General features: G+C 75.7%; 12 protein-coding genes. 1 reads left to right on the forward strand and 11 read right to left on the reverse strand.

Features of this window, described 5'->3' with window-relative positions:
• Nucleotides 1–3: 3 nt before the first annotated feature.
• The 6 genes from ABD158_RS09745 to ABD158_RS09770 are packed head-to-tail and all read right to left on the reverse strand — an operon-like array spanning nucleotide 4 to nucleotide 6,912.
• Nucleotides 4–1,116, reverse strand: a complete 1,113-nt coding sequence (locus tag ABD158_RS09745) for a Gfo/Idh/MocA family protein (RefSeq protein WP_344006560.1) — start codon at nucleotides 1,114–1,116, stop codon at nucleotides 4–6.
• Nucleotides 1,113–1,976 carry a sugar phosphate isomerase/epimerase family protein gene (locus ABD158_RS09750; protein ID WP_344006562.1) on the reverse strand — a complete coding sequence of 288 codons (864 nt, stop codon included), beginning with the start codon at nucleotides 1,974–1,976 and terminating at the stop codon, nucleotides 1,113–1,115. The genes ABD158_RS09745 and ABD158_RS09750 overlap by 4 nt, the downstream gene beginning before the upstream one ends.
• 4 nt (nucleotides 1,977–1,980) lie before the next feature.
• Nucleotides 1,981–3,198, reverse strand: coding sequence for a substrate-binding domain-containing protein (locus ABD158_RS09755; RefSeq protein ID WP_344006564.1), 1,218 nt, complete (start codon nucleotides 3,196–3,198; stop codon nucleotides 1,981–1,983).
• The gene (locus ABD158_RS09760; RefSeq protein WP_344006566.1) at nucleotides 3,198–4,316 is read right to left on the reverse strand and encodes an ABC transporter permease; all 1,119 of its coding nucleotides are present in this window, start codon (nucleotides 4,314–4,316) and stop codon (nucleotides 3,198–3,200) included. Before ABD158_RS09760 ends, ABD158_RS09755 begins: the two co-directional genes overlap by 1 nt.
• The gene (locus ABD158_RS09765; RefSeq protein ID WP_344006568.1) at nucleotides 4,313–5,371 is read right to left on the reverse strand and encodes an ABC transporter permease; all 1,059 of its coding nucleotides are present in this window, start codon (nucleotides 5,369–5,371) and stop codon (nucleotides 4,313–4,315) included. Before ABD158_RS09765 ends, ABD158_RS09760 begins: the two co-directional genes overlap by 4 nt.
• Nucleotides 5,368–6,912 (reverse strand): sugar ABC transporter ATP-binding protein, encoded by a 1,545-nt coding sequence (locus ABD158_RS09770; protein WP_344006570.1) that lies wholly within the window; start codon nucleotides 6,910–6,912, stop codon nucleotides 5,368–5,370. The genes ABD158_RS09765 and ABD158_RS09770 overlap by 4 nt, the downstream gene beginning before the upstream one ends.
• 95 nt (nucleotides 6,913–7,007) lie before the next feature.
• Here ABD158_RS09770 and ABD158_RS09775 point away from each other — a divergent pair, with 95 nt between their 5' ends.
• Nucleotides 7,008–8,150: an ROK family protein gene (locus tag ABD158_RS09775; protein ID WP_344006572.1), complete on the forward strand. Its 1,143-nt coding sequence runs from the start codon at nucleotides 7,008–7,010 to the stop codon at nucleotides 8,148–8,150.
• On the opposite strand, the gene ABD158_RS09780 is transcribed toward ABD158_RS09775, so the two are convergent.
• The 5 genes from ABD158_RS09780 to ABD158_RS09800 all read right to left on the reverse strand — a co-directional run bounded on the left by ABD158_RS09780 (nucleotide 8,140) and on the right by ABD158_RS09800 (nucleotide 12,628).
• Entirely contained in the window at nucleotides 8,140–8,538 is a 399-nt protein-coding gene (locus ABD158_RS09780; RefSeq protein ID WP_344006574.1) for a DUF6542 domain-containing protein, read from the reverse strand. The genes ABD158_RS09775 and ABD158_RS09780 overlap by 11 nt on opposite strands.
• A 23-nt stretch (nucleotides 8,539–8,561) precedes the next feature.
• Nucleotides 8,562–9,689, reverse strand: a complete 1,128-nt coding sequence (locus ABD158_RS09785) for a DNA recombination protein RmuC (protein ID WP_344006576.1) — start codon at nucleotides 9,687–9,689, stop codon at nucleotides 8,562–8,564.
• Nucleotides 9,690–9,817: 128 nt separating this feature from the next.
• Nucleotides 9,818–10,657, reverse strand: coding sequence for an NAD(P)-dependent oxidoreductase (locus tag ABD158_RS09790; RefSeq protein ID WP_344006578.1), 840 nt, complete (start codon nucleotides 10,655–10,657; stop codon nucleotides 9,818–9,820).
• Nucleotides 10,654–11,010 (reverse strand): hydroxyisourate hydrolase, encoded by a 357-nt coding sequence (locus ABD158_RS09795; RefSeq protein ID WP_344006580.1) that lies wholly within the window; start codon nucleotides 11,008–11,010, stop codon nucleotides 10,654–10,656. Before ABD158_RS09795 ends, ABD158_RS09790 begins: the two co-directional genes overlap by 4 nt.
• 58 nt (nucleotides 11,011–11,068) lie before the next feature.
• Nucleotides 11,069–12,628, reverse strand: a complete 1,560-nt coding sequence (locus ABD158_RS09800; protein WP_344006582.1) for an AtzH-like domain-containing protein — start codon at nucleotides 12,626–12,628, stop codon at nucleotides 11,069–11,071.
• Nucleotides 12,629–12,634: the final 6 nt, after the last annotated feature.

Consider the following 12,634-nt stretch of genomic DNA (forward strand, 5'->3'; position numbering starts at 1 on the left):
CGGTCAGAGGTGGACGCGCGTGCCGTCGTGCGCGGCGCTGCCGGCGACGGCGTCGAGCACCCGCTGGACGGCGAGCCCGTCGGCGAACGACGGGGCGACCGGCCCGCCGGACCCGATCGCGGCCAGCAGGTCCGCGGCCTGGGAGGTGAACGTCGAGTCCCAGCCCAGCGTGTGGCCGGGCGGCCACCAGGCGTCGAGGTAGGGGTGGTCGGTCTCGGTGACGAGCACGCGGGCGTCGCCGCCGCCGGTCTCGACCGTCAGCTCGTTGAGGCGCTCGAGGTCGAACGTGATCGACCCGGACTCGCCGTACAGCTCCAGGCGCAGCGCGTTCTTGCGGCCGGTCGCCATCCGTGAGCACTCCACCGACGCGACGGCGCCGCCGGCCAGGCCCAGGGTGAACCACGCGGCGTCGTCCACGGTCACGCTCTCGGGGCCCTCCGGCCCGGGACGGGTCGGCACGAACGTCGTCAGGTGGCCCGACGCCCAGGCGGCCTCGCCGTCGGCGCCGAGCAGGTGGCGCAGCTGGTCGACCACGTGCGACCCGAGGTCCCCGAGCACGCCGGTGCCGGCCTCGTCGGCCCGCAGGCGCCACGTCATCGGGGCCTCGGCGTCGACCAGCCAGTCCTGCAGGTAGGCCGCCCGGACGTGGCGCACCCGTCCGATCCGGCCCTCGGCGACCCAGTGGCGGGCCAGCGCGAGCGCGGGCACGCGGCGGTAGTTGAACCCGACCATCGCGACCTGCCCGGGCGCGGCCGCAGCGGCGGCCACCAGCTCCTCGGACTCCGCGACGGTGTTGGTCAGCGGCTTCTCGACCAGCACGTGCTTGCCGGCGCGCAGCGCCGCGAGGGCGATCTCGTGGTGCAGGTGCCCGGGGGTGCAGACGTCGACGACCTGCACGTCGTCGCGCTCGACGACCGTCCGCCAGTCGGTGGCGGCCTCGGCCCAGCCGTAGCGCTCCGCGGCCTCCTTGGTGCGGCCCTCGTCGCGCCCGACCAGCACCTGCTGGCGCACGCGGGGCAGCCCCGGGTGGAACGCGCCGACGTTGCGCCAGGCGTTGGAGTGGGCCTTGCCCATGAAGGAGTGGCCGACGACGGCGACCCCCAGGCTCTCGTTCACGGTTCGTTCCTCCAGGTCAGGCACTGCCGCAGGAAGGCCAGCCCGTCACGGGCCAGGTCGTCCTGGGTCGGCGCCAGGGGCCGCCACACGGAGGCGGCGGTGGCGATGGTCTCGTTGTCGGCGGTGAAGCTCTCGATCACCAGGGGGCCGCGGTAGCCGACGTCGTCCAGCGCGTCGAGGACACCGTCCCAGTCGGTCTGGTCGCCCCCGGGGGCGCCCCGGTCGTTGCCGCAGACCTGCACGTGGACCAGGTGCCCGCCGGCCGCGCGGACGGCCTCGGCCGACGACCGCTCCTCGAGGTGGAGGTGGTAGGTGTCGAGCGCCAGCCCGAGGCCCTCGCCGAGCAGCCCGTCGAGGCCGGTGAGGGCCTGGTCGACGGTGTTGACCAGCGAGGTCTCGTAGCGGTTGAGCGGTTCCACCCCGAGGCGGACGCCGCGGGCGACGGCGTGCTCGACCACCGGGGCGAGGTGCTCGCGCCACTCGGCGTACGCCGCGGCGCGCTCGTCGGCATCCAGGCGCCAGGTGCGGCCCGTGGCGGCGTAGAACGGCCCGCACACGCTCGGCGCCCCGATGCCGGCGGCCAGGTCGACGCAGGCGCGCAGGTAGTCCTGCGTGGCGGCCACCGTGTCGGGCGGGGCGGCGACGAGGTCGCGGCCGGGCGCCATGGCGCCGACCACGTAGGGCTGCAGGTCGTGCGCCGCCAGGGCGGCCCGGACCCTCTCGACCGAGAGGAGTCCGGGCCGCTCCAGCGGCAGCTCGACGGCGTCGAACCCGAGGTCCGCGACGTGGCCCAGGACCCCGTCGAGGTCCTCGTCGGTCAGGGGCGAGACCCAGACCCAGGTGTTGACGCCGAGGAGCATCGGATCAGCGGTCCATCCACGCGTCGGGGAACCCGGGCAGGTCCTCGCCGCCGAACTTGGCGTAGTGACCGTCGGGCATGCCCTCGTTGGCCTCGAGGAACCCGGCGCGCTCGTCCTCGGTGATCGGGGTCTGCGGGAGCACCCACTCCTTCGGCACCTCCTCGCCGGCGAAGATCCTCTCGAGCGCCAGCAGCGGGGTGCGCCACTGGAAGTTCGAGTAGACGGGGGCCAGCGCGGTCATGCCGGTCTCCTCCCACTTGCGCAGGAAGCTCATCTCGTCCTCGCCGGTCATCACCGGGTAGTCGACGCCGGCGTCCTCGAACGCCTCGACGGCGGCCACCGCGCCGTCGCCGGCGTCCATCCAGATGCCGTCGACCTCGCCGGAGTTGATGGCGTCGGTGACGATCTGCTTGATGCGGGTCGGGTCGGCCTCGGTGAAGAAGTCCTCCGCCTCGATGCCGTTCTCGGAGAAGACCTGCTCGGCGGCGGCCCAGCGGGTCTCGAGGACGTCGACGCCCGGGAGGATGCGCAGCGCGATCACGCGGTCGCCCTCCTCGAGGTTCTCCGAGAGGAACTCGGCGGTGTCGAGGCCCCAGGCGTAGCCGCCGATGGGGTGGATGAAGGTGGTCGCGCAGTCGGTCTCGACGCCGCGGTCGAAGACGACGACGGGCTTGCCGGTCTCGCAGGCGCGCTCGACGGCGGGGGTCATCGCGGCCGTGGAGTTCGGCGAGATGACGAACGCGTCGCAGTTGCCCTCGTCGATGAAGTAGTCGATGTCGGCGATCTGCGTCTCGTCGGTGTCCTGCGCGTCACGCACCTCCATCTCGGAGATCACGCCCTCGTCGACGAGCACCTCGAGCTGCTGCTGCATCGTGATGAAGCCGGTCTGGCGCCACGGGTTGGAGATCGAGGCGTTGGCGAAGCAGGCCTTCTGGGCGCCGTTCGCGGCGTACTGGGAGGTGTCGGTCATCTCGCCGTCGAGGTACTGCAGCCACGGGGTGGCCTCGTCGCCCTCGAACGTGGCCGAGCGCTGCTCGTCCTGCGTCGCCAGGTCCTCGGCGCTGAAGAACTCCGACTGCTCCTCGGAGCCGGCCTCCTGGGCGGCGTCGTCCCCGGACGCCTCAGTCGGCTCCTCGATGCTGTCCGTGCTGCACCCGGCGAGGAGGACGACGGTCGCCGCGGTGGCCAGGGCTCCCTTCACGGCTCGGTGGGTGATGCGCATCAGCGGTCTCCTTCGGTGGTGCTCTGGGTGGGCTCGGGGGTGGGCTCGGGGGTGGGCTCGGACGGGGCGGCCCGGGGGCGTCGTACGCCGCTCCAGGTGCGGGCGGCCAGCGCGACGGCGGCGATGATGATCAGGCCCTGGACGGTGTCGCGCCACGTGGCCTCGACGCCGAGGGCGGTCAGCAGGAGGAACAGCAGCTCCAGGGCGAAGGCGCCCGCCGCGGCCGACAGGACCCAGCCGCGCCCGCCGCCGAGGACCACGCCGCCGAGGACGACGGCGGTGATCGCGGTGAACTCGTAGCCCGCGCCGACGGAGGGGTGCACGCCGGCGTAGCCGACGAGCAGGATCCCGGCGAGGGTCGCCGACAGCGAGGACAGGACGAACGCGCGGGTCTTGACCCACCACAGCGAGGCGCCGGCGTGAGCGAGGGCGTCGGGGTTGTCGCCGGCGGCGACGAGCGTGCGGCCGAACGGGCGGCGCATCAGCCATGCCGAGGCGGCGGCGACGACCGCGAGCACGACCACGGACCAGGGGAGGATCTCCAGGACGGGGATCCCCTCGATGCCGCTGCGGCCGATGTCGCGGAAGGTCTCGGTGGGGTTGCCGGTGGCGGCACCGCCGGTCACGTAGCGGACCAGGCCCGTCAGCGCGAGCATCATGCCGAGGGTCACGATGAAGCTGGGGACCCGCAGCAGGGTCGTGGCCAGGCCGTTGACGAGGCCGATCGCCGCGCCGACCACCAGCATCAGCACGAGGCCCGGCAGGATCCGGGAGTCCTCGAGCCCGATCACATTGCCGGCGATGACGACCTGGGTCGCGATCACCGCGGCCATGGAGAGGTCGAACTCCCCGGAGACGATCACGTAGAACTGGCCCATCGCGGCGATGGCGATCGGGGCGGTGCGGCCCACGAAGCGGATCAGGGCGCCCGGGTCGGTGAAGTTGGGGTTGGTCAGCATGATCGCGACCAGCAGCAGCGCGACCAGCACGAACACCGCGCCGCCGGGGGTGACGAGCCCGACGCTGATCCGGCGGCCCAGGCCGCCCGAGTGCGCGGGCACCGTCGGGGTGGCCCGGCGGGCCCCCTCGCCGGTGGGCGTCGTGGCGGGAGCACTCATCGGGAGGCCTCCAGGGTCTTGTCGGTCGTCCCGGCGGGCGTCGCGGCGCCCGGAGGAGGTGCCGGGGGAGCGTCGCCGGCCGACGGCCGGTCGAATCGGGCGGGACGGCGGTCGAGCTCGCGGCGGGCGTAGACCGCGACCGCGACGACGATGACGACGCCGCGGACGACGTCCTTGAGGAACGGGTTGAGCTCCATGACGCCCATCGCGTTGTCGAGGACCGCGAAGATCGCGACCCCCGCGAGGGTGCCGGCGATGTTGCCCTTGCCGCCGGCGAGCAGCGTGCCGCCGAGGACGACGGCCGCGATCGACATCAGGTCGTAGCCGCCCTGGGAGCCGACGGTGGGCTGGCCGACACCCAGGCGTGCGAGCAGGACCAGACCCGCGAGCCCGGAGAGCACCGAGCACGTCGTGTGGGCGACCACGACCGGCACGGCGGTGCGCAGGCCCGACATCCGGGCGACCTCGCTGTTGCCGCCGACGGCGTACAGGTGGTGGCCCAGGCGGGTGCGGCGCAGCACGAGCACCGCGAGCCCGGCGCAGCCGAGCATGAGCAGGAAGGCCATCGGGACCGGGCCGAGGCGGGTGGCGTCCAGCAGGCGCCACTCGAAGGCCGCGAGCCCCGAGCTGCCCTGGTAGGTGCTGCCCAGGTAGCCCGACAGCACGAGGCCGGTGCCGAGCGTGGCGATGAACCCGTGCACGTGCAGGCCGGCGACGATCGCCCCGTTGACCGCCCCGACCAGGCCGCAGACCACCAGGGTCACCAGCAGCGCCGGGACGATCCCCCCGGCCTGGCCGGCCATGATCCCGCCGCCCACGACGCTGGCGAGCGACACGACGTACGGGACGGAGAGGTCGAGGGAGCCGACCAGGATCACCAGGGTCTGCCCGATCGCGATCAGGCCGAGGATGGTCGTCGCGGTCAGGACGTTGTCGAGGTTGCCGGTGCTGAAGAAGTTGCGGCCCCGGCCGGCGGTGACGACCGCGGCGGCGACGACGACCACGAGCAGGACGCCGTAGACGATCGTGGTCGAGGTGACGCGGACGCGGCTCACGAGGCCACCTGCGTCCCGGTCGTCGCACCGGTCGTCGCACCGGCCGTCACGCCGGTCGTCACGCCGGTCGCCAGGGCGAGGACGTCCTCCTCGCTGGACGACGGCGGCAGCTCGCCGGCCAGCCGGCCGTCGCGCATCACCAGGATCCGGTCGGACATGCCGATCACCTCGGGCAGCTCGCTGGAGACCATGAGGACGGCCCTGCCGTCGGCGGCGAGCCGGCGCATGACCTCGTAGATGGCGTACTTCGCGCCGACGTCGACGCCGCGGGTCGGCTCGTCCATGAGCACGACGGCCGGGTCGGTGGCCAGCCAGCGGGCCAGGACGACCTTCTGCTGGTTGCCGCCGGAGAGCAGGCGCACCTCCTGCGACAGGGCCCGGGCGGAGACCGCCAGCGTCGCGAGGAGGGTGGGGACGCCGCGGCGCGCCGCCGCGGTGCGGCGGGGGAACACCGCGCGGACGACCCCGAGGGTGTTGTCGAGGATCGACTGGTGGAGCGCGAGCCCGGTGGCCTTGCGGTCCTCGGTGATCAGCGCCAGGCCGGCGCGGACCGCTTGGCGGGGGCTGCGCGGGCGGACCGCGCGGCCGGCCAGGACCATCTCGCCGCGGGTGAGCGGCGTGACGCCGAACACGGCCTCCAGCAGCTCGGTGCGGCCGGAGCCCTGCAGCCCCGCGACGCCGACGATCTCGCCCGCGCGGAGGGTGAGGTCGACGCCGTCGACGTAGCCGTTGCCGGCGCCGCGGAGCTCGAGGCGGGCCTCGCCCGGGGCGGTGCCGTCGATCGGGTCGGGGAAGAACGCCTCGAGGGTGCGGCCGACCATGAGGCGCACCAGGCGCGCCTCGTCGAGCTCGGCGATCGGCTCGGTGGCGACCTGGGCGCCGTCCTTGAGGACGGTCACGACGTCGCAGAGGTCGAAGATCTCCGTGAGGCGGTGCGAGACGTAGACGATCGCTACACCGCGGGCGGTCAGCGTGCGGATGATCGAGTAGAGGAGGGCGACCTCGTGGTCGGCCAGGGCCGCGGTCGGCTCGTCCATCTGGATCACGCGGGCGTCGAGGCTGGTGGCCTTGGCGATCTCCACCACCTGCTGCTCGGCGACCGAGAGGCTGCGGACGCGGCGCGTGGCGTCGAGGCCCGTGACGCCGAGGTCGGCGAGCAGGGCGGTGGTGTCGCGGACCATCGTGGCGACGTCCACCAGCCCGCGGCGGCGGGGCTCGCGACCGAGCCAGACGTTCTCGGCGACGGTGCGCTCGCCCAGGAGGTTGAACTCCTGGAACACCGTCGAGATGCCGGCCCGCTGGGCCTGGACCGGGTGGCCGAAGACGACGGGCCGCCCGTCGACCTCGACCGTGCCGGAGCTCGGGGAGTGGACGCCGGCGAGGACCTTCATCAGCGTCGACTTGCCGGCGCCGTTCTCGCCCACCAGCCCGAGCACCTGCCCGGGGTGGAGGTCGAGGTCGGCGTCGCGCAGCACGACGTTGCCGTGGAAGGCCTTCGTGACTCCGCGGACGCGGAGGACGGGGCTGCTGCTCGTGGTCACGGCGGCACTGTGGCACCCGCCACAGGCTTTTGTCGACCCCCCGTCAGAAGTCGACTACTGGACGTCCACAAGTCGGCGGTGGTTCAATCCGCACCGTGAGAGCCGGGGACGTGTTCGCGCTGCTGCGTGACGGGCAGCCCCGCACGCGCGCCCAGCTGGTGGAGGTGACCGGCCTCGCCCGCTCGACCGTGGCGGCCCGCGTCGACGTGCTGATGCGCCTCGGGCTGGTCGCGCCGTACGGCGACGCGGTCTCCACCGGCGGCCGCCCGCCGTCGCTGCTCGCCCTCAACCCGTCGGCGCGGCTCGTCGCGGGCGTCGACCTCGGGGCCACCCACGCGCGGGCCGGCCTCGCCGACCTCACCGGCACCGTGATCGCCGAGACGCGGGCCGACCTCGACATCGCCGCCGGCCCCGACCACGTGCTCGGCTGGGTCGCGGACGCGATCTCGGCGCTGCTGGCCGAGCAGGGGCGACCCGGTGCCGACCTGGCCGCGATCGGGATCGGCCTGCCGGGACCGGTCGAGCACTCCACGGGCCGGGCGATCAACCCGCCGATCATGCCCGGCTGGGACGCCTACGACGTGCCCGCGCACGTGCAGCGCCGCTTCCGCGTGCCGGTGCTGATCGACAACGACGTCAACATCATGGCCCTCGGCGAGCGGCACACCCACCTGCCCGAGGTGGCCGACCTCGTGCTGATCAAGGTCTCCACCGGCATCGGGGCCGGCATCATCTCCGGCGGCGAGCTGCAGCGCGGCGCCCAGGGCACCGCCGGGGACGTCGGCCACATCCGGGTCTCCCGCGCCGACGGCGTGCTCTGCCGCTGTGGCAACGAGGGCTGCCTCGAGGCCGTCGCGGGCCTCCCGGCGCTGGCGGCGACGCTGGGCTGCGCGGTGCCCGACGTCGTCGCCCGGGTCCGCGGGGGCGACCTCGACGCGGTGCAGGTGGTCCGGCAGGCCGGCCGCGACCTCGGCGAGGTGGTCGCGATGATCGTGAACTTCGTCAACCCCGGCGTCGTCGTGGTGGGGGGCTCGACCGCGCTCGCCGGGGAGCAGCTGATCGCGGGCATCCGCGAGGTCGTCTACTCGCGCTCGCTGCCCCTGGCCACCGAGCACCTGAGGATCGTCCCGTCCGCCGCGGGGGAGCGGTCGGGCATCCTCGGTGCGGCCGCGATGGCGATCGCACACGTGCTCTCGCCCGAGGCGATCGAGCGCGCCAGCCTCGAGCTCACCGGGTGACGGGGAGCCGCAGCCGCAGTCCCAGCCCGGCCAGCGCGACCAGGTAGCCGACCCCGAGCGCCCAGCTGTGGTGCGCGAAGCCGGCGACGACCCCGGCCACCGGACCGGCGTCCGGGACGCCGAGCGCGGCGGGCGCCGCCACCCCCAGCACGAGCAGGCAGGCGAGCATCGTGGTCGGGGGCACGAGCGCGGCGACGTAGAAGCGGCGCGGGTCGGCGAGCAGGCCGAGCGCGGTGCAGGCGGTCACGAAGACCAGGCCGAAGACCAGGCCCACGTCGCCACCCAGGGCCAGGTCGACGAGCAGCCCGGCGACCGCCAGCGCCGGGGCGGCCAGGAGCACCGGAGGCCGGGTGACCTCCGGGGTCCGGGTCGCCACGTCAGGGCCCACGGGGGTCAACCTAGGCGCGGGTCTCACGCGCTGCGGGGACGACGCGCCGGGTCGGCGGGGTCGGCGGGATCGGTGGCGTCGGCCGCGAGGGCCCGTGGGACGACCTCGACCTGGCGGGGCGGCGCGAGCTCGCCGTCGGTCACGCCGAGGTCGCCCAGCCGTCGGGCGGTCACCAGCACGCGGCCCTCGAGGGACCCGACGGCGGCGTTCCACGCGGTGACCGTCGAGGTCAGCGAGCGACCGACCCGGTCGAGGTGGCCGGTCACGACGCCCAGGCGCTCGTGCAGCTCGCGACCGAGGCGCTGGACCTCGGCGGCCTGGGTCGTCAGCGCCTCGTGGCGCCACCCCTGCGCCACCGTGCGGAGCAGCGCGACCAGCGTGGTCGGGCTGGCGAGCACGACGTGGCGGGCGGCGGCGTGCTCGAGCAGCTCGCGGTCGCTCTCGAGCGCGGCCGCGAGCACGCCTTCGGCCGGCACGAACAGCACGACGAACTCGGTGCTCTCCGGCACCGCCCGCCAGTAGGCCTTGGCCGCCAGCGCGTCGACGTGGCCGCGCAGCTGGCGGGCGTGGCGGCGCAGGTGGGCCTCCTGCTCCTCGGGGTCGTCGGCCTCGCCGGCGTCGAGGAACGCGTCGAGCGTGGCCTTGGCGTCGACGACCACCGAGCGGCCGCCCGCGAGGTGCACGACGAGGTCGGGGCGCAGCGCGCCGCCGGCGACCTGCGCCTGCTCGGTGAAGTCGCAGCGGTCGACCAGGCCGGCCAGCTCGACGGCGCGCCGCAGGTGGAGCTCGCCCCACCGGCCGCGGACCTGCGGTCGGCGCAGCGCGGTCGCGAGCGACCCGGTCTCGCGGCGCAGCGCCTCGGTGCTGCGGGTGATCTCGGCGACCTGGGCCCGCAGCTCGCCCCGGGTCTCGGCCCGGGCGCGGTCCAGCTCGTCGACCTGCGCCCCCAGGCGGCGCAGGCCCTCCTGCACGGCGGCGTCGCCGGCGGCGCGTCGCTCGAGCGCGCCGAGGGCGGCCGGGAGCGCGGTGCGCACGGTCGTCGCCGCCTCCTCGCCCGCCGTACGACGGGCCCAGGCGACGCCGAGCAGCCCGCCGAGGACGAGCCCGAGCAGCAGCAGCGCGAGGGCCAGGAGCAGGGTGGCGGTGTCCATGGCCCGAGCATCCACGAGGCCACCGACAGCGGTCCGGCGCCGGGCCGCCGCCGTGGCCCGTGCCCTGACCGATCAGGTGCCGGTGCCGGTGCCGGTGCCGGTGCGTGTCGCTGTGCCTGGGCCCGGGCTCAGCGCACGCGGTGCACGGCGGCGACGTCCTCCTCGCCGTGGCCGGCGTCCACGGTGCGCCGCAGGCGGGCGGCGAGCTCGGAGAGCAGGGGCGTGGGGGCGACCTCGTCGGCGGCCAGCTCGAGGTCCTTCAGGGCGTTGGCGACCGCGAAGCCGGGCTCGTAGGTGCCGGCGTCCATGAGCTCCGACTTCATCTCGGCGTAGGGCATGCGCAGGGGTCCGGCGCCGATCGCGGCACGCAGGACGTCGTGGTCCACCCCGAGCCCGTCGCCCAGGGCGAGCACGTCGCTGATGGCCACGGTGGCGGCGCTGAGCCAGGCGTTGACCGCGAGCTTGACCGCGCTGCCCCCGCTCGTGCCGGTGTCGACGTGCTGGACCTCGCTGCCGAGGTCGCCGAGCAGCGGCCGGACCTCGTCGAGGACGTCGTCGGGACCGGCGACGAGCCACACGAGGGCGCCCTGGCGGGCGGGCTGGGTGCTGCCGGAGACCGGGGCGTCGAGGTAGCGCACGCCCGCGTCGGCGGCGAGCGCGCCCAGGCGCCGGGCGCCGGCGGGTCCGACGGTGCTGGCCTGCACCCAGGTGCCGGTGAGCCCGGGGAGGAGCGGCGAGAGGACGTCGGCGACCGCGTCCGCGTCGCGGAGCACCGTCAGCACCACGTCGGCGCCGGCCACCGCGTCCGCGGCGTCGTCGTGGGCGATGACCCCGTCGGTGTCGTCGGCGACGGCGACGGCCTTCGCGGACGTCCGGTTCCACAGGCGCACCTCGTGGCCCCGGTCCGCGAGCCGCGCGGCCATCGCCGCCCCGAGGCCGCCGGCCCCGAGGACCGCGACGGCGCTCACGCGCCGGCCCCGGTCGTGCCGGCGCCGACGGGGGTCTCGCCGCGGAAGGTGGTGTACGACGCGGCGTCCAGGTGCAGGCCGAGGTGGAGGTGGTCGTCGCCGGGCTGGGCCGTGAAGGTCACGACGACCTCCGGGTGGAAGCACTCGCGGTCCTGGGCGACGAACCACGGGCCGGTCAGGAACCGCAGCTCGTGGCGGCCCGCGGCGAGCTCGACGTCGTCGAAGCCGATCCGGCCGGAGCCGTCGGAGCACGCGGGGTGGGACGCGCCGGCGGAGTCGGTGAGGACCACCTCCACGCCCGCGGCGGGTCGGTCCTGGGCGGTGTCGAGCACGTGGGCGCTGCAGGTGGTCACTCGGGTCTCCTCGCGGCGGGCGGGATCAGGGACCCAGGCGCCGGGCGCGCGTGGGGGCTCACGGATGCAGTCTCCTCGCCAGGTCCAACAGGTCGCGGTCGCGACCCGGGGCGGCCAGCAGGCAGACGCCGGCGGGCAGGCCACCGGCGGTGGTGCCGGGCACCGTGACGGCGGGCAGCCCGGCGAGACCGGCCAGGCAGGTCAGGCGCAGTGTGGTCTCGCGGGTGCGGGCGAGCTCCTCGCGCCCGGCGTCGAGGCGCGGCGCGACCCCCGGGGCGGCGGGCAGCAGCAGGACCCGGTCGCCGACGAGCTCGAGCACCCGCCGTCGCGCGGTCGCGGCCACGGCGACGGCCCGTCGCACGTCGTCGGCGTCGAGCCCGGCGGCCGCGGCGAAGCGTCCGCGCACGTCGTCGCCGATCTCGCCGTCCGCGCGGGCGGCGACCCAGCGACCGTGGGCGTGGTGGGCCTCGTGGGCCTGGACGGTCGAGAAGGCCTGGCGCCAGCCGGGCAGGACGGAGGCGTCGAAGGGCTCGCGGAGCACCATGCCGGCGCGGTCGGCGTACGCCTCGACGACGCCGGCGACCTCGGGGTCCGCGACGGCGAGCAGCTCGGAGCACACCACCAGCTCGGTCGACCCGGGGCGCGCGACGGCGCCCGCGGGTCCGGTGGGGGCCGCGGGCAGCAGCACGTCGCCCACGGCGGCCAGGAGGTCCGGGTCGCGGGTCAGCCACCCCACCGCGTCGTACGACCCGGCGAGCGGCAGCACGCCGCCGCGGGGCACCGCGCCGTGCGTGGTGCGGACGCCCCACAGGCCCTGGTACGACGCGGGCACCCGCACCGAGCCGGCGGTGTCGGTGCCGAGCCCCACGTCGGCGTGCCCGAGCGCGACGGCGCTGGCCGGCCCCGAGGTCGAGCCGCCCGGCAGGCGGCCCGGCGCGGCGGGGTTGGGCGGCGCGCCGTGGACCGGGTGGTCGCCGGTCAGGCTCCAGGCGAGCTCGTCGCAGCGGGCGAGGCCCCGCACCGCGGCGCCGGCCTCGAGGAGCGCCTCGACGACCGGGGCGTGCTGGCGCTCGGGCGTCGCCCGCGCGAGCCAGGCGTCGACCCCGGCGCCGCGCCGCCGGCCCGCGACGGCGACGGTGTCCTTGACCGCGACGGTGCGCCCCACCAGCGGGCCGGCGCCGGAGGCGGGCACGAGCGGGTCGCCGACCTCCCGCCAGATCCGCGGGTCGAACGCCGGCGCGGGGGCGCTGAGGTGGGTCGCGGTGACCCGCCACCCCTCGTCGGTGCGGGCCCAGAGCTGCGTCTGCTGGCCGCGGGCGGCCGTGCCGGCCCCGGGAGCCGCGTCGGCGAGGACGGCGACGACGAGCGCGTGGTCGGCGTCGACGGTCTGCACGTGGGCGGCGGTGACCCGACGCGGTGTCGCGGCCCGTCCCCGCAGCGTCGCCGCGACCGCGTCGTGGCCCACCCGCAGCCCGTCGGCGTCGCCCAGCACGGTCGCGGGACCGGGGGCGACCAGCCCGGCCAGCGCCGCCCCGTCCCCCGCGGTCAGCGCCCGCTCGTGGGCCCAGAAGGCCTCGCGCAGGCCGTCCGGCTCGGGCAGGCGGGGCCGGGAGCTCATGCGCGC

The sequence above is a fragment of the Nocardioides lentus genome, assembly GCF_039529515.1.
Taxonomy (GTDB): Bacteria; Actinomycetota; Actinomycetes; order Propionibacteriales; family Nocardioidaceae; genus Nocardioides; species Nocardioides lentus.